The 26098-nt window shown below is 50.7% G+C and carries 20 protein-coding genes and 5 pseudogenes; 6 read left to right on the forward strand and 19 right to left on the reverse strand.

From position 1 onward, the window contains the following. Nucleotides 1-8 precede the first annotated feature (8 nt). The 6 genes from NST29_RS17475 to NST29_RS17500 form a co-directional block, all read right to left on the reverse strand. Complete coding sequence (locus tag NST29_RS17475) at nucleotides 9-641, reverse strand: TetR/AcrR family transcriptional regulator (protein WP_033021900.1); 633 nt, start codon at nucleotides 639-641, stop codon at nucleotides 9-11. Between the two features lie 137 nt (nucleotides 642-778). Further along, nucleotides 779-1921, reverse strand: coding sequence for an acyl-CoA dehydrogenase (locus NST29_RS17480; protein WP_033021899.1), 1143 nt, complete (start codon nucleotides 1919-1921; stop codon nucleotides 779-781). 54 nt (nucleotides 1922-1975) lie between these two features. Further along, the gene (locus NST29_RS17485) at nucleotides 1976-3118 is read right to left on the reverse strand and encodes an acyl-CoA dehydrogenase (RefSeq protein WP_033021895.1); all 1143 of its coding nucleotides are present in this window, start codon (nucleotides 3116-3118) and stop codon (nucleotides 1976-1978) included. 48 nt (nucleotides 3119-3166) lie between these two features. Next, on the reverse strand, nucleotides 3167-4018 hold the full coding sequence (locus NST29_RS17490) for a 3-hydroxybutyryl-CoA dehydrogenase (protein ID WP_033021894.1): 852 nt from the start codon (nucleotides 4016-4018) through the stop codon (nucleotides 3167-3169). A gap of 581 nt (nucleotides 4019-4599) precedes the next feature. Next, nucleotides 4600-5778 carry an acetyl-CoA C-acetyltransferase gene (locus NST29_RS17495; protein WP_033021890.1) on the reverse strand — a complete coding sequence of 393 codons (1179 nt, stop codon included), beginning with the start codon at nucleotides 5776-5778 and terminating at the stop codon, nucleotides 4600-4602. A 157-nt stretch (nucleotides 5779-5935) separates the two neighbouring features. Continuing rightward, on the reverse strand, nucleotides 5936-8032 hold the full coding sequence (locus tag NST29_RS17500; RefSeq protein WP_033021888.1) for a (Fe-S)-binding protein: 2097 nt from the start codon (nucleotides 8030-8032) through the stop codon (nucleotides 5936-5938). A gap of 266 nt (nucleotides 8033-8298) precedes the next feature. Here NST29_RS17500 and cls point away from each other — a divergent pair, with 266 nt between their 5' ends. Further along, nucleotides 8299-9501 carry a cardiolipin synthase gene (cls, locus tag NST29_RS17505; protein WP_033021887.1) on the forward strand — a complete coding sequence of 401 codons (1203 nt, stop codon included), beginning with the start codon at nucleotides 8299-8301 and terminating at the stop codon, nucleotides 9499-9501. Between the two features lie 78 nt (nucleotides 9502-9579). Here cls and NST29_RS17510 read toward each other — a convergent pair whose 3' ends face one another. From NST29_RS17510 to speE, 5 genes are all read right to left on the reverse strand, one after another. After that, nucleotides 9580-9750: a XapX domain-containing protein gene (locus tag NST29_RS17510; RefSeq protein ID WP_033021884.1), complete on the reverse strand. Its 171-nt coding sequence runs from the start codon at nucleotides 9748-9750 to the stop codon at nucleotides 9580-9582. Nucleotides 9751-9824: 74 nt separating this feature from the next. After that, complete coding sequence (gene argS, locus NST29_RS17515) at nucleotides 9825-11498, reverse strand: arginine--tRNA ligase (protein ID WP_033021882.1); 1674 nt, start codon at nucleotides 11496-11498, stop codon at nucleotides 9825-9827. Nucleotides 11499-11502: 4 nt separating this feature from the next. Continuing rightward, on the reverse strand, nucleotides 11503-11934 hold the full coding sequence (locus NST29_RS17520; RefSeq protein ID WP_033021880.1) for a DUF1934 domain-containing protein: 432 nt from the start codon (nucleotides 11932-11934) through the stop codon (nucleotides 11503-11505). Between the two features lie 156 nt (nucleotides 11935-12090). Continuing rightward, the gene (speB, locus tag NST29_RS17525) at nucleotides 12091-12966 is read right to left on the reverse strand and encodes an agmatinase (protein WP_033021878.1); all 876 of its coding nucleotides are present in this window, start codon (nucleotides 12964-12966) and stop codon (nucleotides 12091-12093) included. Between the two features lie 13 nt (nucleotides 12967-12979). After that, nucleotides 12980-13807 (reverse strand): polyamine aminopropyltransferase, encoded by an 828-nt coding sequence (gene speE, locus NST29_RS17530; RefSeq protein ID WP_033021876.1) that lies wholly within the window; start codon nucleotides 13805-13807, stop codon nucleotides 12980-12982. Between the two features lie 218 nt (nucleotides 13808-14025). On the opposite strand from speE, the gene NST29_RS17535 reads away from it, so the two are divergent. Then, entirely contained in the window at nucleotides 14026-16071 is a 2046-nt protein-coding gene (locus tag NST29_RS17535; RefSeq protein WP_033021873.1) for a PBP1A family penicillin-binding protein, read from the forward strand. A gap of 421 nt (nucleotides 16072-16492) precedes the next feature. On the opposite strand, the gene NST29_RS17540 is transcribed toward NST29_RS17535, so the two are convergent. Both NST29_RS17540 and NST29_RS17545 read right to left on the reverse strand, forming a co-directional pair. Then, nucleotides 16493-17110, reverse strand: coding sequence for a LysE/ArgO family amino acid transporter (locus NST29_RS17540; RefSeq protein WP_033021870.1), 618 nt, complete (start codon nucleotides 17108-17110; stop codon nucleotides 16493-16495). Nucleotides 17111-17136: 26 nt separating this feature from the next. After that, a pseudogene (locus NST29_RS17545) lies at nucleotides 17137-17394 on the reverse strand (fatty acid desaturase); the annotation flags it as partial. A gap of 603 nt (nucleotides 17395-17997) precedes the next feature. On the opposite strand from NST29_RS17545, the gene NST29_RS17550 reads away from it, so the two are divergent. Next, on the forward strand, nucleotides 17998-18507 hold the full coding sequence (locus tag NST29_RS17550; protein WP_033017768.1) for a DUF4829 domain-containing protein: 510 nt from the start codon (nucleotides 17998-18000) through the stop codon (nucleotides 18505-18507). 28 nt (nucleotides 18508-18535) lie between these two features. After that, nucleotides 18536-19040: pseudogene (locus NST29_RS17555) on the forward strand (IS701 family transposase); the annotation flags it as partial. A gap of 351 nt (nucleotides 19041-19391) precedes the next feature. On the opposite strand, the gene NST29_RS17560 reads toward NST29_RS17555, so the two are convergent. Together NST29_RS17560 and NST29_RS17565 are read right to left on the reverse strand one after the other, a co-directional pair. Then, nucleotides 19392-19640, reverse strand: coding sequence for a MafI family immunity protein (locus NST29_RS17560; RefSeq protein ID WP_003251249.1), 249 nt, complete (start codon nucleotides 19638-19640; stop codon nucleotides 19392-19394). 23 nt (nucleotides 19641-19663) lie between these two features. Further along, nucleotides 19664-20773: a pre-toxin TG domain-containing protein gene (locus tag NST29_RS17565; RefSeq protein ID WP_324699038.1), complete on the reverse strand. Its 1110-nt coding sequence runs from the start codon at nucleotides 20771-20773 to the stop codon at nucleotides 19664-19666. 717 nt (nucleotides 20774-21490) lie between these two features. On the opposite strand from NST29_RS17565, the pseudogene NST29_RS17570 reads away from it, so the two are divergent. After that, nucleotides 21491-22105, forward strand: a pseudogene (locus NST29_RS17570) (IS701 family transposase); the annotation flags it as partial. Between the two features lie 90 nt (nucleotides 22106-22195). On the opposite strand, the gene NST29_RS17575 reads toward NST29_RS17570, so the two are convergent. Beyond that, nucleotides 22196-22648 carry an SMI1/KNR4 family protein gene (locus tag NST29_RS17575; protein ID WP_324698682.1) on the reverse strand — a complete coding sequence of 151 codons (453 nt, stop codon included), beginning with the start codon at nucleotides 22646-22648 and terminating at the stop codon, nucleotides 22196-22198. After that, a complete protein-coding gene (locus NST29_RS17580) occupies nucleotides 22645-23118 on the reverse strand; it encodes an HNH endonuclease (RefSeq protein WP_324698681.1) in 474 nt (157 codons plus the stop codon). Before NST29_RS17580 ends, NST29_RS17575 begins: the two co-directional genes overlap by 4 nt. Before the next feature lie 115 nt (nucleotides 23119-23233). Here NST29_RS17580 and NST29_RS17585 point away from each other — a divergent pair, with 115 nt between their 5' ends. Then, the gene (locus NST29_RS17585) at nucleotides 23234-24367 is read left to right on the forward strand and encodes an IS4-like element IS5377 family transposase (protein WP_339232523.1); all 1134 of its coding nucleotides are present in this window, start codon (nucleotides 23234-23236) and stop codon (nucleotides 24365-24367) included. Nucleotides 24368-24743: 376 nt separating this feature from the next. Here NST29_RS17585 and NST29_RS17590 read toward each other — a convergent pair. Both NST29_RS17590 and NST29_RS17595 read right to left on the reverse strand, forming a co-directional pair. Beyond that, nucleotides 24744-25572: pseudogene (locus NST29_RS17590) on the reverse strand (IS256 family transposase); the annotation flags it as partial. A 127-nt stretch (nucleotides 25573-25699) separates the two neighbouring features. Then, nucleotides 25700-26056: pseudogene (locus NST29_RS17595) on the reverse strand (transposase); the annotation flags it as partial. Between the last annotated feature and the right edge of the window lie 42 nt (nucleotides 26057-26098).

Below are 26098 nucleotides of genomic sequence, written 5' to 3' on the forward strand. Positions count from 1 at the left end.
CCCCTTTGTTATACCCGCTGTTTCTCCATAATCCCCTTCAGCAAAAACTCCGTCTGCCATTCAATATATTCATCGAGCGTATACATTTTTCGCAGCGCCCAGCGACGGAACGCCCACATTTGCCCAAGCACGATGATATTGTGAGCAAAAAGGCGAACCTCGCTCTCGGAAAGCGCCAACGCCCCGCTTTCCACACATGTGCGCAAAATCCGCTCGAAAATGGCCGTCATCTCCAGCTCTTTATTAAGCACATACGGGAGCGACTCTTTGCTTAGCGCTTTCACTTCTTGATACATGACCAACACTTCATCGTCAAGCTCATCGACAACCCGAAAATAATGAGCGATGGCCCGCCACAGCCCTTCAATCGTGCCATGATGGGCGCCGATATCTTGCTCCGTCCGCTCCCGCACCTCATCGTAAATGCGGTCGCACACCAAGTAGAGGACGTCTTCTTTTTTGCGGATGTACTCATAGAGCGTGCCGATGCTGAACCCCGATGCCTTGGCAATCTCTCTCGTTGTCGTTTGGTGAAACCCTTTTTGTTTAATCAAAGAAATGGCGCCCTTGATCATTTCGTTGCGCCGCTTTTTGACAAGCTTTTCATCTTTGACCGATGCGATCACTTCCCGTTTTTTCATTCGCGACTCCTCTCCCCCGTTCTCTGTCGACCTACCTACTCAGATCGTCTTGGTTCGGTTACCTGCGCGACTCCTCTTGCCCCGTTCTTGTTGACGGCGGGGCGGCGCCCCGCCTAAAGTCGGCCGCCGCGCGGCGTTTAACCGCGCGTCAACATGCGCGAAATGACAAGGCGCTGGATTTCTTGCGTTCCTTCGTAAATTTGCGTAATTTTCGCGTCACGCATAAACCGCTCAACCGGATAGTCTTTCGTATAGCCGTTGCCACCGAAAATTTGCACTGCTTCGACCGTCACTTTCATCGCCGTGTCGCCGGCAAACAGTTTCGCCATCGCCGATGCTTTGCCGTACGGCAAACCGTTTGACTCGAGCCATGCCGCTTGGTATGTCAAAAGCCGTGCGGCTTCAATGGCGGTGGCCATGTCGGCGAGCTTAAAGGCGACGCCTTGCTGCTCGGCGATCGGCTTGCCGAACTGGACGCGCTGTTTCGCGTAGTCAATGGCGGCATCGAGCGCTCCTTGAGCGATGCCGACCGCTTGGGCGGCGATGCCGTTGCGGCCGCCGTCTAACGTCATCATGGCGATTTTAAACCCTTCTCCCTCTTGGCCAAGCAAGTTTTCTTTCGGGATGCGGCAGTCTTCAAAAATGAGTTCCGTCGTCGGCGATGAACGGATGCCGAGTTTCTTTTCTTTTTTGCCGATCGAAAAGCCCGGTGTCCCTTTTTCAACGATAAAAGCGCTGATCCCTTTATGCCGTTTTTCCGGATCGGTGACAGCAAAGACGACGTAAATTTCCGCCTCACCCCCGTTCGTGATCCACACTTTCGACCCGTTTATCACGTAATGGTCGCCGTCTTTGATGGCGCGCGTTTTCATCGAGGCGACATCCGACCCCGCCCCCGGCTCGGATAGTCCGTATGCCCCGAGTTTTTCTCCGGTCGCCAAAGCGCGCAAATACTTCTGCTTTTGCTCTTCCGTGCCGAACTTGTAAATCGGCCAGCTGGCGAGCGAAATATGGGCGGAAAGCGTCACCCCGGTCGAGGCGCAGACGCGCGACAGCTCCTCAACGGCGATGACATAGGCCAAATAATCGCTACCGATGCCGCCGTATTCTTCCGGCCACGGAATGCCTGTTAAACCGAGTTCAGCCATTTTGTTGAAAATGCCGCGGTCAAACCGCTCCTCTTCGTCACGCTCAGCGGCGGTTGGCGCCACTTCGTTTTCGGCAAATTCGCGCACCATTTTTCGCAGCATTTCATGTTCTTCGCTCAATTGAAAGTTCATCGTTTCATTCCCCCGTTTCTGAATCTATGCCAAATCCTCGTCCCCCGGCGGTCGTTATGGCTTGGTCAGGTGTTTGCTGATGACGATGCGCTGGATCTCGCTCGTTCCTTCGTAAATTTGTGTAATTTTCGCATCGCGGAACAGCCGCTCGACGGGATAGTCTTTCGTGTAGCCGTTGCCGCCGAAAATTTGCACCGCCTCGATGGCATTGTCCATCGCCGTTTGTGAAGCGAAAAGCTTCGCCATCGCCGCCTCTTTTCCGCACGGCAAGCCTTGGGCGCGCAGCCAAGCGGCGCGGTAGACGAGCCATTTCGCCGCTTCCGCCGCCGTCGCCATATCGGCAAGCTTAAAGGCAATGCCTTGCTGCTCGGCGATCGGTTTGCCGAATTGGATTCGTCCTTTTGCGTACTCCGCCGCATGTTCGATCGCGGCTTCCGCGATGCCGAGCGCTTGGGCGGCGATGCCGATCCGGCCGACATCAAGGTTGGCCATCGCGATTGTAAATCCTTCCCCTTCTTGACCGAGCAAGTTTTCCGCCGGCACTTCAGCGTCTTCAAACGTGATGGTTACCGTCCGCGAGCCGTGCAGCCCCATTTTCTTTTCATCTTTGCCGATCGCCATCCCCGGCGTTCCTTTTTCAACGATAAACGCGGAAATGCCGCGGCTGCCGCTTTCCTCCGGATTCGTGCGGGCGAACACGATGTATGTGTCCGCCTCCCCCCCATTGGTGATAAATATTTTTGAACCGTTCAGGATATAATGATCGCCGCGGCGCACCGCTCTCGTTTTTACGCTTTTCGCATCCGAGCCGGCGCTCGGTTCGGTGAGACAAAACGCCCCTAAATAGTCGCCGCGAGCCAGTTTCGTCACGTATTTTCGTTTCTGGTCTTCCGTGCCGAAATACAAAATCGGGTTTGTGCCGACTGACGTGTGCACCGATAAAATGACACCGACCGTCGGGCTCACTTTGGAAATTTCATGAATGGCGATGATGTACGAAATAAAATCCATGCCCGCGCCGCCATACTGCTCCGGGACAGTGATGCCCATCAGGCCGAGTTCGGCCATTTTCGATAAAATCGGGCGCGGAAACTCCCCTTGTTCCATGCGCTCGACAAACGGGGCGATCTCTGCCGCCGCGAACTCGCGCACCATTTGCCGCATCATTTCTTGTTCTTCCGTCAACCGAAATTGCACGGGACATCCCCCTTTGTCATATTGCTCGTCACCGTTGCCCCGAGCTGCTTACTCGTACGTGTAAAATCCGCGGCCCGTTTTGCGGCCCAGCCAACCCGCCTTGACGTATTTGCGCAGCAGCGGGCACGGGCGGTACTTGTCATCGCCGAACCCTTCATGCAGCGTTTCCATAATGTATAAGCACGTATCCAATCCGATAAAATCAGCGAGCGTGAGCGGCCCCATCGGATGGTTCATGCCCAGTTTCATCACTTCGTCGATCGCCTCTTTGGTCGCCACCCCTTCGTACAAGGCGTAAATCGCTTCGTTGATCATCGGCATGAGGACGCGGTTGGAAATAAAGCCGGGGAAGTCGTTCACTTCGACCGGCACTTTGCCGAGCGTCCGGGTGACCGCTTCAATCGTCTCATACACGTCATCGGCCGTCGCCAAGCCGCGGATAATTTCGACGAGCTTCATCACCGGCACCGGGTTCATAAAGTGCATGCCAATCACTTTCTCCGGCCGCTTCGTCGCGGCGGCGATTTCCGTAATCGGCAGCGACGACGTGTTCGACGCCAAAATCGTTTCCGGGCGGGCGATTGCATCGAGTTCGGCAAACAGCTTCGTTTTCACGTCCATGTTTTCAACGACTGCTTCAATGACGAGATCCGCCTTCTCAGCGTCATGCAGATCCGTCGAGCGGACAAGCCGGGAAAGCGCTGCGTCCTTGTCCTCGGCGGCCATTTTCCCTTTTTCCACTTGACGGGCAAGGAGTTTTTGAATATTGGCCATTCCTTTATCCAATTGAGCGCTGCTAATATCATAGAGCAGCACCTCATAACCGGCGACGGCGCACACTTGGGCGATGCCCGAGCCCATCTGTCCGGCGCCGACGACCATGATCGTTTTGACGTCCATGTTCCTATCCCCCTGTCTATGTGTATTTCGTGAAAATGCCGAACTGACGCGAGACTTTCATCCTCGGGTGGAGGAGAAACCGTTGCCCATGGAACGTTTCTTTGAAAACCCCGTCACCAAGCTGTCATTTTCATCCCCGGTTGGAGGGAAGATCATGTGCTGTCCACGGAACGTTTCCGAAAAATGAACGCGCATCACATCCGCCAGCTTCGCGTCGCCAATGAGGCGGGGCCGGCAGCGAGAAGCATCGCGCCGGCACACCGATTCCTTCCCGCAGCGGCTCGACGGGGTGCACGGCTCCATCTTGCGCCGTGACGTTGTTCTGGAGACCGCTCCGGTTCATGGACGCGCGGCCGGCACCATGCCGCGTTCTCCGCCGTTTTGGCGCCATCGCCCAAGGGCGGGGCGGCGACACGTTCCGTTTCGCGCCGCGTCACCAAGGGACAGGATCGCAACAAGTCACTTCCTGCATCTTGGCGACAGCCGGCGACACGCGTCTTGGCGGCGGGCTGTCGTGCGAGGACAGGCAGCGACAGCCATGCCCCCGCAAGGCTACAGGTAAGACGCGCCCTTGACTCCTCTTATACCTCAACCAAGATGGCATCGCCTTGGCCGCCGCCGCTGCAGATGGCCGCAATGCCGAGGCCGCCGCCGCGGCGTTTCAGCTCATGAATGAGCGTGAGGATGATGCGCGCACCGCTCGCGCCGATCGGATGGCCAAGGGCAACCGCGCCGCCGTTGACGTTCACCTTTTCCGGGTCAAGACCGGCGATTTGAATGGCCGCCAATGCGACAGCGGCAAACGCTTCGTTCACTTCAAACAAGGCGATGTCATCGACCGTTTTTCCTGTTTTGCGGAGCAGCTCGTTGATCACAAGCCCCGGCGTCTTCGGGAAATCTTTCGCTTCAACGGCGATGGCGGTGTGGGCAACGACCATCGCCAGCGGCTCGAGCCCCTCGCGGACAGCGCGCTCTTCGCTCATCAACACGAGCGCGGCGGCGCCGTCGTTGACGCCCGGGGCGTTGCCGGCGGTGATAGTTCCTTGTGGGTCAAACACCGGCGGCAGTTTCGCCAATGCTTCTAGCGATGTATCCTTGCGCGGCGCCTCGTCGCGTTCGACGACAAGCGGCTCCCCTTTGCGCTGCGGAATCGTCACCGGAACGATTTCTTCCCCAAGCCGACCGGCTTCGATGGCAGCGATGGCGCGCCTATGGCTGCGGTACGCCCACTCGTCTTGCGCCTCTCTGGTGATGCCGAGCTCACGCGCCGTATTCCCGCCGTAGACGCCCATATGGACGCCGGTGAAGCTGCATGTGAGGCCATCGTATACCATCAAATCTTTGACCGTGCTGTCGCCCATCCGCAGCCCCCAGCGCGCTTTCGGCAACACGTACGGCGCGTTGCTCATCGACTCCATCCCGCCGGCGACGACAACATCGGCATCGCCTAAGCGGATGAACTGATCGGCGAGCGTGACGGCGCGCATGCCGGACGCGCACACTTTGTTCACCGTCTCGGTGCGCACGTGCCACGGGATGCCGGCATGACGCATCGCCTGCCGCGACGGGAGCTGTCCTTGCCCCCCTTGCAAAACCGTGCCCAAAATGACGTGATCCACTTGTTCCGCGCTCACGTTGGCGCGAGCGAGCGCCTCTTTCACAGCAATGCCGCCCAGCTCCGGGGCTGACAGCGCCTGAAGCGCGCCGCCCAACTTTCCAAACGGGGTGCGCACCCCGCTAACAATCACGGTTCTTCCCATCGTTCCTCTCCCCCTTTGATCAAGTAAGAAAGCGATTACAAAAATGCAGACTGAACGCTCGCTCGATAGCGGTGCAAAAGAGAAGGTGCGCCACCGACACCTCCTCTTTCATTATACTTACTATTTTAAAAAATAGAAATTGTCTTGGCAACTATTTTTATGACGCGACTTCTTCTTTTTCCTCGCCGAACACCGATTTCGCCAACAGTTCCGCGACATCGTACGTAAAGACGCGGTCTTCCACCTCTTTCGCCTTCGTGCCGTCCGACAGCATCGTCAAGCAGTACGGACAGCCGGAGCTGATGACGGTCGGGTTGACAGCGAGCGCTTGCTCCGTGCGGGCGACGTTGATCCGGTTGCCGGTCGTCTCCTCCATCCACATGAGGCCGCCGCCGGCGCCGCAGCACATGCCGCGCTCGCGGTTGCGCTCCATCTCAACAAGCTCGACGCCCGGGATGGCGCGCAAAATTTGTCTCGGTGCGTCATAGACGTCATTGTAGCGCCCTAAGTAGCACGAGTCATGGAACGTAATGCGTTCATTCACCGGATATTTTGGCACTAAGCGGCCTTCTTCGATGAGCTTGGCGAGCAGCTCGGTATGGTGGTACACTTCCGCCTCAAACCCAAAATCCGGATATTCGTTTTTGAACGTATTGTAGGCGTGCGGGTCGATCGTCACGATTTTCTTGACGCCCGCTTTTTCAAACTCGGCGATATTGTTGGTTGCCAGCTCTTGGAACAAAAATTCATTCCCTAACCGGCGCGGCGTATCGCCCGAGTTTTTCTCCTTGTTGCCTAAAATCGCAAACTTGACGCCCGCTTCGTTCAGCAGTTTGGCAAAAGCGAGGGCGATTTTTTGGCTCCGGCTGTCATACGACCCCATCGAGCCGACCCAGAACAAGTACTCGATTTCCTCTCCCGCTTTCGCCGCTTCTTTGACGGTCGGCGCATGCACATCATCGCGCAGCTCGCGCCAGTTTTCCCGCTCTTTTCGGTTCAAGCCCCACGGATTGCCCTGACGCTCGATATTCGTCATCGCCCGCTGCGCATCCGGATTCATCCGCCCTTCCGTCAAGACAAGGTAGCGGCGCAAATCAATGATTTTGTCGACGTGTTCGTTCATGACCGGGCATTGGTCTTCACAGTTGCGGCACGTCGTACAGGCCCAAATTTCTTCCTCGGTGATGACATCTCCGATCAAGCTCGGCATTTCGATCGTAGCGGCCTGCTCCGACGCAGCGGCGAACGCGAGCTGGTTGCCCCTTGTGTTTTTGAAAGCGAACGTCGGCACCCACGGCGCGCGCGACGTGACGACCGCTCCTTTTTCCGTCAAATGGTCGCGCAACTTCAAAATCAAATCCATCGGCGACAACATTTTCCCCGTGCCGGTCGCCGGACACATGCTCGTGCAGCGGCCGCACTCGACACAGGCGTACAAGTCGATCAACTGCTTTTGCGTAAAATCTTCAATTTTGCCGACACCAAACGATTCCTGGCTTTCGTCTTCAAAGTTGATCGGCGAAAGCTTCGGCCGCGTCAGCCGGCTGAAAAAGACGTTGATAGGCGCCGCGATCAAATGGGCGTGTTTCGATTGCGGGACGTACACGAGGAACGTCAGCAAAATCAACAAATGCACCCACCAAGCAACAAAGAACAGCACCGCGGCCCCCGTTTCGCCGACCCAGGAAAACGCGCCGGCAATGAGTGAGGCAACCGGCTCGCTCCATGTCGCCTCTTCGCCGTGCCAAATCATGCTCATCCCGTTGCCAAACAGCACGGACAGCATCAGTCCAGCGATGAAAATCAGGACGAGGCCGGCTTTAAAATCACGCTTTAAGCGGACGAGCTTTTCAATGTAGCGGCGGTAAAAAGCAGCGAGCACGGCGATTAAAATGAGCAACGTGACGATTTCTTGGAAAAACGTAAACCCCGGATACAGCGGCCCGAGCGGCAAATGCGCTCCGGGCGCGAGCCCTTTGATGATGAAATCGATCGCGCCAAACTGGACGAGAATAAAGCCGTAGAAAAAGACGACGTGAATGAGTCCGCTTTTCTTGTCCTTGAGCAGCTTTTTCTGACCGAACACGTTGATCCAAATGTTGCGCAGCCGCTCGTTCACCTTTTGGTCAAACTCGACTTTTTTGCCAAGCTGAATGTACATCGCCCGCGTTTTGACGACATAAGCGAACAAATAGATGGCGTAAGCGGTTACAAACAAAAACGCGAGCCAGTTCACCAACGATAAAGCGTTCATCTTTTCTCCCCTTCCCCCGCTTCCATTGTGTTTGCCATAACAAAGGAAATTTTCAGAATTTGCTTTACGTCTATTGTACATAATGAATGAGCATTCAGTCAATAGATTTTTTGCGTTTTTCAAAGCCGACTTCCCTCGATGAATAGCGGGCGGCAGGAGCCGAAGCCGCTTGGACGGGCGCTCGCGCCATTCCATCGTTCCCCTTTGCTATTTTGAGTTTTCCCGGGCACATTAATAAATACTGAAGGGCCACAGGAGGAGACAACATGGACGTCATTGCCGTCATCGCTAGTTTCATCGTTATTTTATTCGCTCTCATCTACCTCGATGACAAGCTCGGACAACTCGTCTTTCGAAACAGGCGCAAAAACGTCGTCTATCCGCAGCGACGAAGCGATCTTTCGCTGTTTGTCAACGGAAACCATTTATTTTCCGATTATTTTGCCGAGCTGGGCCGCGCCCGCGACCATATTCACATCTTGTTTTACATCATCAAAAACGACGAAATGACCGCGCCGTTTTTCCAACTTTTGAAGAAAAAAGCGGCTGAAGGAGTGAAAGTGCGGGTGCTGGTCGACTGGGTCGGTGGCCTTGGGCTTCCAAGGGCGCTCGTTCGTTCGCTTGCCAAAAGCGGAGTGGAGTTTGCCTACGCGCGCCCGCCATGCTTTCCGTTTCTCATTTATCGCCTCAACCGCCGCAACCACCGCAAAATCACCATCATCGACGGACGGGTCGGCTATATCGGCGGCTTTAACATCGGGCGCGAATATAGCGGGAAAGACGCCAACTTCGGCGAATGGCGGGACTATCACATCAAAATGAGCGGCGAAGGGGTTGGCGACTTGCAAAAACAGTTTTTGCACGACTGGGAAGAAGCGACGGGCCGAACGGTCCCTGACAACAGCCGCTATTTCCCGGCACTTCCTGCCGGCGCCGTTCACCACCAATTGATCGCCACCGATGGCTCGACGCTCGAAGAACAATACATCGAGGCCATCCGCCGCGCCAAAAAGGAAATTATGATCGGCAGCCCGTACTTCATTCCAAGCCGGCCGCTGTTTCACGAGCTGATGAAGGCGCTCGAGCGCGGAGTGCGCGTCACCGTGCTCGTACCGCTGAAAGCCGATCATTTGTTTGTCAGGGAGGCCGCCTATCCGTACTTTGCCCGGCTGCTTGAGGCCGGTGCGCACGTCTACCGTTTTTACCAAGGATTTTACCACGCCAAAACGCTTATCATTGACGATGAATGGTGCGACATCGGCACCGCCAATTTTGACCGCCGCAGCTTGTTTTTCAACAGCGAAATCAACTGCTACGTGTTTGATCGGGCGTTCACTCATCTCGTCAAACAGGCGTTCAAACGCGACTTGACGCGCTCCGAACCGCTGACGCTCGCCTTTTTGGAAAGGCGTTCGCTCCTTGACCGCGGCAAACAATCGATTTCCCAGCTGATCTCCGCCTGGCTGTAATCCGCTCAAAACGAATGCGCCCCATCCGGCCCGGCGTATAACGCCGTTGATGTCACGCCGAACGGGGCGATGGTCCGGTTAGGATCGCCAAAATATCGCCAGCCATTGAAACAGCCGCATGCCGAGATACACCCCGACGATGCCGGCGATGCCGGCCAACGCTGGGGGAGCCGGAATCGGCAGACGGAACAGCGTAAACAAAAACCCGACCACCATGCCAGTGACAAGCGATAATACGATTTCTTTCATAGGTTGCATCCTCCGCTGTCATTTTTCCTTAGAATGCCCAAACGAAAGAGGGGGTAGCCGCTCCCCCTCGATGATTACATCTGCTCGGGCGCTGAAACGCCGATCAGCGTCAACGCGTTTTGCAGCGTGATTTGCACCGCCTTGACAAGCGCGAGGCGGGCTTTCGTTTTTTCGATATGGTCTAGGTCAAGCACTTTCTCCGCATTGTAAAAGCTGTGAAGCGCCGATGCCAACTCAAACGCATAGGCGGTGACGCGGTGCGGCATCCGCTTGAGCGCCGCCTCGGCGACGACATCGGGGAAATCGCCGAGCACTTTGAGCAGCTCGACCTCTTTTTCCGTCCCGACAAGATGATGAAGAGCTACATCGCCATCGTAGGAAAGGTGTTGTTCCTCCGCTTGGCGAAGAATGCTGGAAACGCGGGCGTGCGCGTATTGGACGTAGTAAACCGGGTTTTCATTCGACTGCGACACAGCCAAATCCATGTCAAAATCCAAATGCGTATCGCCCGAGCGCATGGCAAAGAAATAGCGAACGGCATCGACACCGACCTCTTCCATCAGCTCGCGCATCGTCACCGCTTTGCCGGTGCGCTTGCTCATTTTGACGCGCTCGCCGTTTTGATATAGATTCACCATTTGAATGACTTCGACTTCGAGCGCCTCCGGGTCATAGCCGAGCGCGGCGATCGCCGCTTTCATGCGCGGAATGTAGCCGTGATGGTCCGCTCCCCAAATGTTGATGAGCTTTTGGAACCCGCGCCGCAGCTTGTCTTGATGGTAGGCGATGTCCGGGAGCAAGTACGTATACGTACCGTCCTGTTTAATCAACACGCGGTCTTTGTCGTCCCCAAACGCCGTCGAACGGAACCATGTCGCTCCGTCCTGCTCGTAAATATAGCCGCGCTCACGCAGCGTAGCGAGCGCCTCGTCGATTTTGCCGCTTTCATAAAGCGATGTTTCCGAATACCAAACGTCAAACGGCACGCGGAAGTCGGCCAAGTCTTTCTTGATTTTCTCAAGCTCATAACGGAGCCCGTAGTCGCGGAAAAAGGCAAGCCGCTCGTCTTCCCCCACTTCGACAAACCGGTCGCCGTATTCAGCCGCAAGCTGTTTGCCGATTTCGACGATATCGTCGCCGTAATAGCCGTCCTCCGGCAGCGGCATATCGACACCGAGCGCCTGAAAATAACGGGCTTCGACCGATTTCGCCAAGTTGTAAATTTGCTTGCCGGCGTCATTGATGTAATATTCGCGCGTCACATCGAACCCGGCTTTCGCTAAAATGTTGCAAAGCGAATCGCCAACCGCCGCGCCGCGGGCATGGCCTAAATGCAAATCGCCGGTCGGGTTGGCGGAGACGAACTCGACTTGCACTTTTTCCCCGTTGCCGACGTTCGACTCGCCATACGCTTGCCCCGCCTGCAAAATCGCCGGCACGACCGCCGTCAAATAGCGGTTGTCCATATAAAAGTTGATAAAGCCCGGCCCTGCTACCTCGATGCGCTCAACCGACACCCGCTCGCGGTCAAGCTGTCCGACGATGGCTTCAGCGATCGCCCGCGGCGGCTTTTTCGCGATGCGGGCGAGCTGCATGGCGATGTTCGTTGAGTAGTCGCCATGCGCCTTGTCGCGCGGCACCTCCAAGAGCACGTCCGGCAGCTCTTCGGCAGCTGTCAGACCGGCTTTGACCGCCGCCTCGCGAATTTCCTCTTTCAGCTTTTCTTTCATCTGTCCGACAATGTTCATCGGCCTATACCCCCTTAAATGTTAGCGTCAACGTATGGCGCCCGCTCCGCTCGTGCTCTAGCATCAGCTCATATGAGAGAAAGAGCTGCCCTTGTTTCCGTCTTTCGTCATATCGGAACTCGATCGCCTCCGTTTTTGTCGCCAGCCCCCACCGTCCAAACACCGTTTGGTAATGGCCCGGCATTTCCTGCTGGCAGCGGAACGTTTGCCGCATCTCAACCGCCCCAGAACGGAGAACGGTCACCTCGTCAGGCGCGATTTTCACAATGTTGTTCACCCGTCCGAGTTCGTTTTCCTCGACAAACTGCAAATACACGGTTGTCCCCTTTATGTAATACATGCCGTCCACTTCAAGCGCGATCGTCTCTTGGTGCGCACCGTCGCGGATGACGGCCACTTGACGAAGCCGCACCGGAATCCCGTTTGTTTCGTTCATATTTGCTGAACACACCTTTGCGAACCCAGTCATATCAATAAGTATAAAGAACTGTCCCGACTGATTCAATATGGAACGCTCATATTCCAGCAACCTTTCTCCTGCACACAAAAAAGCGCCCTCGCCCGCTGGCGATTTAGGCGCTTTTTTCTCTATTCACTTGGCCACCCAACCCAGCAGCATTTCCCGCACAAGCTTGCTCGCTGTATTGGCGGTTTGTTCCGAATGGTCGTAAATCGGTGCAACTTCCACCAAATCGGCGCCGACGACGCGGACGTCGGAGCGGGCGATCTCATGGATGGCGGCTAATAGTTCTTTCGATGTAATCCCACCGGCATCGACCGTTCCCGTGCCCGGGGCGTGAGCGGGATCAAGCACATCGATATCGATCGTCACATACACCGGGCGGCCGGCGAGCTTCGGCAGCACGGAACGGAGCGGTTCAAGCACCTCAAACTTGGCGATGTACATGCCGTTTTCTTTCGCCCATTCGAACTCTTCTTTCATGCCGGAACGGATGCCAAACGAAAAAACGTTCGTCGGTCCGATCAAGTCAGCGACCTTGCGGATCGGCGTCGCGTGCGACAGCGGCTCGCCTTCGTAATGTTCGCGCAAGTCGGTATGCGCGTCCATATGAATGACGGCGACATCCGGATAATAGTCGTACACCGCTTTGATCACCGGCCAAGAGACAAGGTGTTCACCGCCAAGACCGAGCGGAAATTTTCCAGCATCGAGCACTCTTCTGACAAACTGCTCAATCAGCTCCAAACTGCGCGCCGCATTGCCAAACGGCAGCGGGATATCACCGGCGTCAAAGTAGCGAACGTCCTTGAGTTCACGGTCCAAATACGGGCTGTACTCCTCAAGCCCGATCGACACTTCGCGGATGCGAGCCGGGCCGAACCGCGAGCCGGGCCGGTAGCTGACCGTCCAGTCCATCGGCATTCCGTAGATGATGGCTTCGCTTTCTTCGAAATTCGGATGGCTGCCGATAAACACGTTGCCTGAATAGGCTTCATCAAACCGCATCGCCTGCGCCCCCTTACTTCGTTAAATCGGCGACAAATTTCGGCAAGACAAAACACGCTTTGTGCAGCTCTTTCGTGTAATAGTTCGTCTCAATGTCATGGAAACGGTCGTCGCTCACCGCAAGCGGGTCGTATTTTTTCGAGCCGAGCGTAAACGTCCAGAGCCCGCTTGGATAGGTCGGAATGTTCGCCGTATATAGACGCGTAACCGGGAAAATCTCCTTTACATCACGGTAAACGGTGCGAATCAAATCCGCCTTAAACCACGGATTGTCCGTTTGGGCAACGAAAATGCCGTCCTCTTTCAATGCCTTGGCAATGCCGGCGTAAAACCCTTTTGTGAACAAGTTGACCGCCGGACCGACCGGTTCTGTCGAGTCAACCATAATGACGTCATACTCATTTTCGCTTTTCGCGATATGCATAAACCCGTCATCGACTTTCACTTCGACGCGCGGATCGTCAAGTTGGCCAGCGATTTCCGGCAAATATTTTTTCGAGCATTCGATCACCTTGCCGTCGATTTCAACCAGCGTCGCCTTTTTGACGCTTGGGTGCTTCAGCACTTCACGGATGACGCCGCCGTCGCCGCCGCCGACGACCAGCACGTTTTCCGGATGCGGGTGGGTAAACAGCGGCACATGGGCGACCATCTCATGGTAGACAAATTCATCTTTTTGCGTCGTCATCACCATGCCGTCTAGAATGAGCATGTTGCCAAACTCGGCTGTTTCGACCATATCGAGCTTTTGAAACGGCGTTTGCTCTGTATGTAAAGTGCGGATGATGCGTGCCGTGATGCCGAAATGTTCCGTCTGTTTTTCCGTAAACCATAGTTCCATTCGGTAACATCCTTTCTCCGAGCGTTTGCTTACTATCAAGTTTCCCTTGCCAACAAAAAACTAAACATGAAAAAGTATAGAGCAATCTAGCAAAAATGCAAGGGGAACGAGTTTAAAATAACAAAATTTTTTTCATACTAGTAAGAAAAGCGGAAAGCGCCTCCCTATCAAGCAGGCGCCTGCGTCAAGCACCGCTGAAACCGTTGGGGGGATGGGCAATGGAACCGATCCCGAGCAGCCGTTTTCGCGGCGCGTGGAAATATGTGCGCGCCGCCGTCTTTATCACCGTGTTCCTCGCCGTTTTTGCTTTCGCTGCTCTCGGGGGCTTTATTTTGTTTGCCAAAATGGCAGGAGCACCGCCGGTCGCTGTGCCGCAGACGACATTGTTTTATGCCGATGACGGCAGCAAAATCGGGGAAAGCGACCAAGGGCAGAAGCGTTACTGGGTTCATCTCGATGACATCTCGCCGCACGCCATAGAAGCAACGATCGCGGTGGAAGACCGAAAGTTTTACAGCCACCACGGCTTTGACTTTAAACGGATCGCCGCCGCTGTCATCGCCAACGTGCGGGCGATGGCGAAAGTCGAGGGCGCGAGCACGATCACGCAGCAATACGCGCGCAACTTGTTTTTGACGCATGAAAAAACGTGGTCGCGGAAAATTCAAGAGGCGCTTTATACGATCCGCCTTGAAACCAACTACAGCAAAGACAAAATCTTGGAAGGCTACTTCAATACGATTTATTACGGACACGGAGCTTACGGCATCGAAGCAGCAGCCCGCTACTATTTCGGCAAGCACGCGAGCGAGCTGACGCTCAGCGAAGCGGCCATGCTAGCCGGCATTCCGAAAGGGCCGTATTACTACTCCCCGTTCGTCAATGAACAGCGAGCGAAAGCGCGGCAAAAAATCGTCCTTCTCTCCATGGCGGAAGCCGGCTACATCAGCCGCCAAGAAGCGGAGCAGGCCTACCGTGCCAAACTCGTCTACGTTCGGCATCATGAACGCGAGCAGCCGATCGCCCCGTATTTTCAAGATGTCGTCAAGCAGCAGCTGCGCACGAAGCTTGGCCTTGACGAGCGGACGATCGAGCTTGGGGGGCTGCGCGTCTATACGACGCTCGATCCGCGTCTGCAACGAATTGCCGAAGAGCAAATCGCGCGCATCATCAACCCAAACTCGGCCATTCAGGCGGCGCTGGTCGCCATGGATCCGCGAACCGGAGAAGTAAAAGCGCTCGTCGGCGGGCGAAACTATCAAGAGAGCCCGTTCAACCGGGCGGTGCAGGCGGAACGCCAGCCGGGGTCGACGTTCAAACCATTTTTGTATTACGCGGCGATCGAGCAAGGATTCACGCCATCGACCCAGCTGCGCAGCGAACTGACGACGTTTACGTTTGATGACGGCCGGGCGAGGTACACGCCTCATAACTACAATGACTATTATGCGAACGGCCCAATTACCCTCGCCCAAGCGCTCGCTGTATCCGACAACGTCTTTGCGGTCAAGACGCTGCAATTTATCGGAGCCGACAAACTCGTTGACACAGCGAAGACGCTCGGCATCACGAGCAAGCTAAAAGCCGTGCCGTCATTGGCGCTCGGCACTTCGCCAGTGAGGGTGATCGACATGGTCGCCGCCTACAGCACCATCGCCAACTACGGCAAACGAAACGACCCAGTGTTCATTAAAAAAGTAGTCGACAGCGCCGGCAACGTGATCTACGAGCACCAACCGGCAAGCCGGCAAGTGCTCGACCGCGATGCGGCGTTTGTGACGGCCCATTTAATGACCGGAATGTTCGACCCGAAGTTAAACGGCTACACCACCGTCACTGGACAGTCGATCGCCGATGACATTACACGACCCTACGCCGGCAAATCGGGAACGACAAAAACGGACAGTTGGATGATCGGGTTCGCCCCACAACTGGTCGCCGGCGTCTGGACCGGCTACGACCGCGGCGAGCCACTAGATCGCTTTGACGAAAAACAATACGCCAAACAAATCTGGGTTCACTTTATGGAAGAAGGGCTCGCCGATGAACCAAAACGGTCATTCAAACCTACGAAAGGAGTCATCGGCGTCGACATCGACCCGCAAAACGGCAAACTGGCCACCGACGCTTGTCCGGTGAAGCGAAAAACGTACTATCTCATCGGCACCGAACCGACTGACTATTGCACCGACCATCTGGAAAAGAAAAAGAAGAAAAAAGAAGACGGAAAAAGCTGGTTTGAGAAATGGTTCCCGTGGTTTTAAATCAGAAGCCCGAGTTCTACAGTGACTAGGCAAACAAAATGCCTCTCATCCCTTGATACCAAAGGGACGAGAGGCATTTTGGCATATTTCGGGCGTGTACCTAGGAGGAGGGGGATGAAATCGTGCACACTGCTTCCTAGCATCGTTTCTCAAATAGAAAAGCCTTGCAACACCGCACACTTTTATTCATCGACCAAAGGAAACCAATGTTTTTTACCAGCCTTCTAGGAGGATGGTGATGGAATCCTAAATACGGATTGGCAATGTTATTTATCAACTCGAGAAACCTTGTTGCACCGATCCGACTTTTCACTCATTCCCCCATTGATGAAGGGAATTAGCCGTTTTTCACCGGCCTTCTAGAACGGTTTCGTTTGCGTGTATTTCTGGAGTGTACACGGAACACTACAGGTAGTCCTACTTACAACATTTTATACAATTGAACGGCTATGTATACAGCCACTCCCCATATGATCAAAGCTGATAGTTTATTTACCATTTTTAAAAGTGTTCCCGTTGTATCGAAATTACCGACTATTCTTCCGGCAATGGCAAGACATAAAAACCAAATCCAAGAAACCGAAATGGTCGCAATAGTAAACACCACTTTGTCTAATCCATTGTAATTCAGCGAACTAGTTCCAATCACCCCCACTGTATCTAGGATGGCATGTGGGTTGAGAAGGGACACCGATAATGCAAACATAATCTGTTTTTTAGGAGTCAACGCAACTTCATTCTTCCTTAAGCTTGCAGGGTCGCTATTCCAAATAGACCACCCCATATAAATCAGAAAGAATAACCCTAAAGAAAAGAGTATAGTTTGTAGTAAAGGAACCGTAAAAACAAGAACAGAGACTCCAAAAACAGCTAACAAAATGAGTAAAGTATCACAAAGCGAAGCTGTAATGATTACTGGAACTGCCCCTCTGAACTTTGGCTGTGAGGCCCCTTGGTTGAAAACAAAGACATTCTGCGCACCAAGGGGTAGAATTAATCCAAAAGCTAATGCAATCCCATGAAGCAATGCTGTCAACATGATGCTCCCACCTTTTCATGAACCCATTAACTAATGTTACCTTTACTTCGATCAAAAGAGATGCCACATATATCCTCAATGACACTATAAAACCCTGGTAAGAATGATTGAAAAAATCCCGTACAATGATGAGCCTCTCTGTATGCAGCGTCCTCCATTAGGATTAAATGTGCCTTCTTTAAGTTATAGTGGGGAATCGCAGGAAACAAATGATGTACAAGGTGATAATTGTCATGATGTGGATGTAAAAAGAATCTTCCTATTGGGGTACAAAAAGTATGTCTAAAACTATGAACCAATCATAACCAATTGCCAAGAAGTTATACCAATTATTCCTAGCGTACAGTTTTTGGATTTTTGAACGCAGTTCCGGAGAAAAATTTGCTTTTATCCTTTTATGTTTCTCTGTCTGCATATTCACCCTCCTCTTTTTATATATAAACCAACATAAATGAATAATAAAATATTTATAATTTTTTGTAAATATTCAGATGAGCAAATTCCCTAACATAAATTTACAAACAAAAAGGAGACATGAACCCGATTCCTTGGTTAGAATCAATGTACCACCTCATCTACAGTATAGAGTGAAGTCTCCCCCCTTTGATATTTACAGCTTATCGATTTCTTATTGAAATATTATTCGGAAAATCAAGAAAGGTGAGCCGTACAGTGAAATCGACAAAGATGACGTTGCATGTCAACATTTGTAGAAAATAGTCGTATTTTTTAGAATGAATTGTTTTGTAAATTCCCTCCTTTTAATTCATAATGTAGTTGCAAACGAGCATTTGAAAGTTGGTAAAATTATTACTATCCTTGGAACATCTATCATTACAGGTAATGGAGATTAGATTTACAGCCGTATATTGGAAGGGGAAGAAACAATGAAAAAACTTATGTTTGTAGTAATCACTTTCGCTTTATTTTTATTAGCTTCATGTGGTGATAGTGCAAAGAAGCCTTTACACCAAAAGGAGCCACAAACGGCTCGTTCTAATATTGTTAAAACACCTGTCCCAGAGGCACAAAAGGTGATTGAAAAATTTTATCAGGATATCAACAAACAAAAATATCAAGATGCGGCATCGCTTCTAGGCCCGCAATTGAAATTCGAAGGGCAACCAGAGTATAGTAAATACCTTAAAAATATGAAGCAGGTTACCATCACTAAGCTTGTTGATATCTCTAATGACTCAGGCCCCATTGACCCGAATTATAAACAATATTTTGCGATCAAAGTCTATTATGGGGAACTTAACATTAAGGTACAAGATCCTAATTTGGTTCCCACTTTAGGCGGGAAAAATTATCGAAGATTTATTCTCATTAAGGAAAATCGAGATAGTCCTTGGCTAATTGATACTGATGAAAATACACCTAAAAGAGAGTCTTAACAAATAAAACTTCTGAACAAAAACTGTAGATGAACATTCCTCTCACAAATATCCATCCGTTTGGGGGCATTCGCTCGTTTGGCGGATGGTGCACACACCTTCACGCAAGCGTTTCATCTGTATGACAAGACAGCGGGAAGAAGCAAGATCGACCTAGCGATCGCGAGGTTTTCCTCGCTCAAAGCAAAGTGGACTCGGCAGATGTGCGTGGTATCCATCCCAAACACTCATCGAAGCCTGCCTGAAACAAGGATTCCAGTCATCGCCATGCTCAAGACGAACTGAATTCTCTATCCGAAAGGCATCGCCGTCCAAGCGAAGGAGTTTGCCCGCTATATCGAGTCCAACGACCCCCGCCTCGTCACGGTGGGGAAGGAGCGTTACCGCGTGTATCGCTACGAGGGAGCGATCCATGGCCTCGATGACGCGGTGGTGCGGCTGGCTTGGAAGGCGGATGAACCGATGGCACCGGATCATCTCCATGTCATGTCGTCTTGAGCACCGACCGGGAGCTTAGCGATGAAGAGATCTTGCCCAAACTGATAGTATATATAAATGCTGAATAATCGGCTGGATGTAAAACAAAATTTCAACTTAGTATATATTGCCACAAAAGTTTTTTAATCTTTACTTTCACGAACTCTAAAGAGGTTCCGTCATCTATTCACGGTTAGGAGGTACTTTAATATGAACAATATGAACAAAAAAGAAATATATCAAGAGTTTACTGTTAATTACAAAAATAATGGTATTGAAATATAGAAACAATTCACAAAAAAATTAGCACATTCCTTCAGAAAAGGGGAGAGGGCTTTCTGAAGAAATGTGCAAAAAAAATGCCTCTTTTATTCCAAAATAAAGTGATAATTTATAGACAAGCATATTTACCTAATTTGTTTACTTATTCCTTCCCAAAGTGATTTGTCCATTTCCATGTATATTCCAGCTTCTTCGATTTTGCTAAAAATATCTTTATCAATAGTAATATCCTCTTGTTCAATTACACTGCATATTGTTTCTAGAGCTAATCCCCACTCTTCGTGTTCTATAAACTCTAATATGTCTTTTTCATCTTTCAATGGAAGATTAGTAATATTTCTTACTATTTCTTTTAAAAGAATATTTAAATTCATAAAATACGCCCTCCTAAAATTAGTTATTTAATAGGGAATGCAGTTATTATATCTTTTCCATCTGTAATTACCTTTATTTTAACTCCATCCCTAATTCCTATAACCTCATATCTTTGGACACTCTTAATAACTCTCCCCCTCTTCCATTTTAGTGTAGGGTCGGTAGCTATATCTGATACATTGTGCATTACCCTTTCCGCACTCCAGTTTTTAGGGAATAATGTTTTATTAGGGTTTCCAGTTCCAGGCCATAAATGCCCACCACCTGTTTTATCTCCGTAAAGTATATGCTTTGTTCGTTTTTTACTAGCTATATTTACAAAATTAGCTTTTCCCTTACCCTTAATGGAAGGATCACTTGACTTAGGTATACGATCAATGGCCTCTCCTTCGATCTTCTTCGTCATATGGAGAGCGGTATCTTTGACTTCATTCCTCGCTTCATTCATCCACACTCTAGACGTTGGGCCAACTCCGGCATATGCTGGCTGCCATGAAACGGAGGCGACGCTTTCCACTACTTCGTCCCATTGCTTCTTGAACAAACGGGCCGTTTCCGCCAACGGCGCTTTAATGACCTGTTGGTAAATCGTTTCGAAGATCGCCTTTATTTTATCATAGCGCACAACATGTTTCATTTTAGATAGGACAGACGCCGCCTCCATCGCCTTGGCGCCCTTGATCGCCGCTTTTCCGGCGACACCGGCTCCTTTAGCCGGAGGAACAATCGATAACAGCAACATCCCGCCCGCCAGCAGCCGATCCCCGATCGACAGGCGCTCGCCGGTGATCGGGTCGTACTCGCCAAATACGCGCTGCACGTCATACCAGCCGAGAAGCTCTAAACCGAATTCCTTCATGTTGTCGGCGAGCGTTTGGTCCGCTTGGCGCATCGCGGCGGCGGTGCGATACAGAAGTTCTTCCGCTTCGTTCAGTTTGTCTTCATAACGCTTCAGCCAATGAACGAGTTCGTCCCGCAGTGCTTCGATGGCAGGCGTGCTGACGCCGGGGAGGTCCATCGCAAGGGAAGAGGGCTCCCATGACAGCGTCGTCCGCGCCCGCTGGCAAGCGTCTTCGGCATCGGGAATGTGCTTTGCCACCGTTTCTAATTCATCAGGCCTCAGCCGAATCATCACCCGCGCTGCTCCCTTTTATCCCCATCACCTAACAAACGTGGCATGCAACGCATTTTTCTTCACTCCTCCATTTATACTTTGTATAAATGGTAACACAAGTGAATCAAGTATAAATTATGATTTTATTCCTATTTTATAGTAAATTCAGTGGTTATATATGCCTAATTTTTACATAACCGATAATACGAAATTCCTTTAACATATCCCCCTTTTCCTCCCCCACTTCTCTAAACAAAAAAAGAGAAACGGATTTCCTCATTTCCCTTGTCATTCCTTATTTTTCCCATTAACTATGTGCAATCAAAATAAACTCTTGCCACTCCTCCCCCTCGCCCCCTCATTCTTACAACACCTAATTCCTTCCATCCAAAATAAGGTCATGCACCAATTGCCCCTTTTCCCGATTTTCGTTTCGATTTTTTCTGTCACGACTTTATTATGATGGAGAATAAAGTGGTGATAGGGAATGAGGGGGAAGGCTGGATGGACAAGGGACTCCCCTTCTCCTCTTCACCTTTCCCGGTCCTTTGGCACAACTTTGTTTTGATGTTGGCAGGAGTTTATTTTGGTTGTAGATGAGCAAATTTGCTAACATAAATTGACAACTAAACAAAAAAAGGAGACATGAACCCGATTCCTTGAGTAAAATAGATGTGCTCAAACCCATTCACACAAGGAGGTTCATGTCTTAGGAATTGATGAGCACATCATCAACGAATGCTCATCGAAGCCTGCCTGAAACAAGGATTCCAGTCATCGCCATGCTCAAGACGAACCGGATTCTCTATCCGAAAGGCATCGCCGTCCAAGCGAAGGAGTTTGCCCGCTATATCGAGCCCAACGACCCCCGCCTCGTCACGGTGGGGAACGAACGTTACCGCGTGTATCACTACGAGGGAGTGTATCACTACGAGGGAGCGATCCATGACCTCGATGACGCGGTGATGCGGCTGGCTTGGAAGGCGGATGAACCGATGACACCGGATCATCTCCATGTCATGTCGTCTTGAGCACCGACCGGGAGCTAGGCGATGAAGAGATCTTGCGTTACGATGCCCAGCGCTGGACGATCGAATGCGTTTTCCAGCAGGCCAAAGACCAGCTGAAGTCAGGTGGTACCGTGTTCGCCACGTTCGGACAGTGAAACGGTATGGGGCAGTGGTGCTCTTAGCCTGTGTATCCAGCATCGCGGAATCTCAGCAAGACCTCTCTTCCGGCCTAGAGCTTCTTCGGTCTCGGAAAGGACACAGCATCGTCGAGTTCATCTACGATGCCGCAAAGCAAGAGATTCCCATTGATGTGATCAAAAAACAGCTCCATGTCGCCTAAGGGGTCCCCTGTTTGTCTTTTAGGAAATGGAAATTGATGTAATGAAAAATGCTCAACTACAGTACATCATCTATTAACGTTACTACTATTTTAGTAATGTTCTTTCATACTATTAATAAATTCTGAAAGTGAATCACATAAATATGAATAAGAATTATCTGGATCATCGACTTCCTCATGATACCAAAGGTAAATGTCTCCCTCGGAACCTTCGGCAATGCTAAAACAGTAAAGGTCGCCTGATGGTTCCTCCGCAAAAGGGATTAACCAATCCGGTATGATTCCATCCCTTCTTAAATCCCTGAGGGTGGTGTCGAAATCCCTGTTCCCTCCCTTAATAGGGATAAACTGTTGAATTATGTACTCGTCTCCGTCCTCATCCACGAATACATATTTTTCTGGTTCCCCCCCGTTATACGATAAATAGTGTTCCTTAAACTCCTCTGGAAAAGTAAAATGATACTTTAACTCTATTTCTTGAATATCTTCGATCGTTATCTTTTCTTTGGCATTAAGGATTTTATTATTATAATAGATTTTCATTCGACTGGACCCTCCATTTCTGTGGCATGGTCAATTCTTTTTTTCTTTTTAGGTTTATTGTATATGGCTTTCCCATAATATTCATCATATTGGGATGCGGAACCATAATGGGGGAAAGTTGCTTGGTGTACATCTCTCCTTACCAATTGCATAGTTGTTGTGCCGGTTTCGGGATCAAAATCATCCAAATGATGCCATGTATAATCCGGATGTGGGGATTTTCTTCCAGTCCCAGCAAACCCCGCTGCCTTATTCGCTTCGAGGAAATCCCCTGATCTACTCCCTGTCATTTTTATTTTTACTATATTTAATTGCCCTTCTTCAACAGGATATAAATATTCTGTTCCAGCAAAGTCTGGATTACCATTTTTAGTGGTTTTGATCCCGGGGAACCCTTTTGCGGCAGCCCTCTCGGCAGATGTTATTTTGCCTACTTCCCCTTCCAACCCATCCTTCGATTTTTTCATCATATAATGGGATATCAGGCGTGTTGATTATCCAATAAAATCCAAAGGGTATAGAAAAAAGAGCACCTTTCCTGTAGAATGTGAGTAGCGACACAAACAAACCCAGGAGGTGCTCTCTATGAACAAGCATACCACACTCCCGAATTTGATGCAAAAACTTGTTTCGGATGAAGAGATTCAACTGATTGCCGAAGCGGTTGGGTATCGTGATTCGTCTCGAACCTTTACGTTGCGCGAGTTGATTCACTTCTTCCTGCTGGCCGCCATGCATCAATGGAAAAGCTTTCGCCACGGAGCCGATGTGGGGCCTCTGTATGGATTGCCGCGATTCCATTATTCAACTGTATCCAAGAAAGCGAAAGAAGTTCCCTATGACATCATGAAACGCTTGTTGGCGTTGATCATTTCCAAGTGCAACCGCCAAACCCGCCGTTCGCTTCGGTTTCCCAAACCGCTTCGGGTGGTGGATTCGACGACCGTCACGGTCGGGAAAAACCGCCTGCCATGGGCGCCGTATCACGGCGAACGCGCCGGAGTGAAGCTGCACGTCGCGTATTCGCCGGAATCCTCGTTGCCGGCAGACGTGGTGGAAACCATCGGACTGCGTCATGATGGCCCGGTGGGAGAACAGTTGACGAACGCTCAACAAGGGCTGGTGGAAGACCGGGCGTATTTCAAAATCGAACGCCTCGATCGATTTGTGGAGCAACATCAGCTCTTTGTCATTCGGATGAAGGACAACATCGAACTCCATCAGAAAAAAAGCTTGAAACGCCTTTCCAGCACATCCTCATCGGTTCAAGCCGACTTCACGTGCCAGTTGGGGACGAAACAATGCCGCTCCACCAAGCGTCACCGGGTGGTGATCTTTCGAGATGCGAATGGCCGCGACATTCGGGTCGTGACGAACCTCTTCCATGCGTCTGCGGAAACCATTGCCGACATGTACCAACAACGTTGGACTGTTGAGGTCTTTTTCCGTTGGGTGAAGCAATATCTGAATGTCCCGACCTTGTTTGGCACGACGGAAAATGCGGTATACAACCAACTGTTTGCGGCGTTCATCGCGTATGTGTTGCTGCGATGGCTGTATGATCAAACCAAAAAACAGACGAACGTCTCTCTTTCCTTCATTTCGTTCGTTCGCCGTTTTTTCTCTGGGCAGCTTCCTCTCGATTGGAAATCCGGGATGGCCGCTGCTTTGTTTGAGTATGCCCAAATTTATGGAAGGCGTATGTATAATTTTGGATAATCAACACTCGTGATTACTATCCATTATGCATTTTGCAACACTTTCATATTGATTAATTAAATTAATTTGTCTATAAATCTTATTACGGCCAAAGCTAAGAGAGCGTATATAATCCATCTTATTGGACTTTTTCCAGTATTTTCTTTGTTCATTTTTCATATCTCCTTTACATTATATTATTAGTAATTATTACAAATAATTATAACCTTTAAGAGTACGGTACCGTCAAAAATTTTGTGTAATGCAAGATGGATAGGGTATCTCTGAAATGGATTGGGAATAGAGGGGGCTGTTTCCTCCCCACAGGAGACTGAATATTCAGTCTCCTGTGGGGAAGGGGAGAATCCCCCTATTTTTGTTAATTTATAGTATTTGATTAATGATAACGTTCTTCAAACATTCGCTCGAGGGCTTCCTGCGCTTCGGCTAATCCTCGTAACTTTCTCCCTGCCCATTTCTCATTAAAATCTTGAATGGTTAAATACACGACTTTTTCCGCGGCTTCTAAACTGCTCAAACGGTTCATCGGTTTTAAACGTTTCCGAATCTCCTTGATCCTTGATCGTTCGTTCGATGGCATTCGTCGTGTAAATCACACTTCGAATACTGCTTGGGTAATCCATAAATGTTAGGAGGACATCCCACTCATTGGCCCAAGATGGAACTTCTCTCGGATACTTGCTCGACCATTTCGATTCAAACTGTCAAAACATCTCCAATGCGATTTCTTTACTCGGAGATCGATAAATGAGTTTCAGATCCTCCGCCATTTCGAATGGGTCTTTTTTCCGAACACGGCTGAGGGTGTTACGGACTTTGTGAACGACACAACGCTGTACGTCAGCTTTCGGATACACCGCCTGAAAGGCTTCTTCTAGACCCGGTAGTCCATCGAATACCCCTAAAAGCACTTCCTTGACGCCTCTTTTGTAAAGGTTTTGGAGAATTTCCTGCCATACATAGGCACTTTCTTGTCCTCCCACAAAGAAATCAAGAATTTCGCGATACCCTTCTTCATTCACCCCTAACACCACATAAATGACTTCTTTCTCCACGGTTTCGCGACGAAGTTTTACGTATAACCCATCCAAATATAAGACCGAATAACGCTTTTGTAGAGGACGAGTATGCCACTTCTCGATGTCTTCTTTCACGACATCGGTCATACGGCTGATCGTCGCTGGAGAATACGCATTTCCTAGAAGGCCGGTGATTTAGTGCAAAATACTACTGCTTCCACCCATTTCTCAATTAGAGAAACCTTGTAGAAACAGCCTTCTTTTCTGAATCAAAATGCGATGATTGGTGTGTGATAGCGGTTTTTCACCAGCCTCCTAGAATTCGTTCGATAAATTTGCCAATTTCCCGTGTACTCATGCCGCTTTGATACATCTTGATGATGGCTTCTTCCAGCCAGCCGGTGTGTCGTTGGTAAGGGGCAAACAGCTGTGTTTGAAATTCTCCATTTCGGTCTCTTGGGACCAAAAGCCCTTCAATCCGGCCCTATTGCGTATCTAGATTTCGTTGATAATAGCCGTTTCTCATGTTTGATGTTCCGGCTTGTTCGATTTCGAGGAAATGTTTGATTTCTTCCCACATGATCAGTTCTCATTTTTCCTTTACAAACTGACGAATGGCGTTTTCCAGTTGATTTGCCCAGTCGATATTCGGTATACTTCTTTTAGACATAGGTAGGGTACTCCTTTCTCTAAGATTTTTGGTCCAATCAGA

This window comes from Geobacillus sp. FSL W8-0026 (assembly GCF_037966255.1).
GTDB classification, from domain to species: Bacteria; Bacillota; Bacilli; order Bacillales; family Anoxybacillaceae; genus Geobacillus; species Geobacillus icigianus.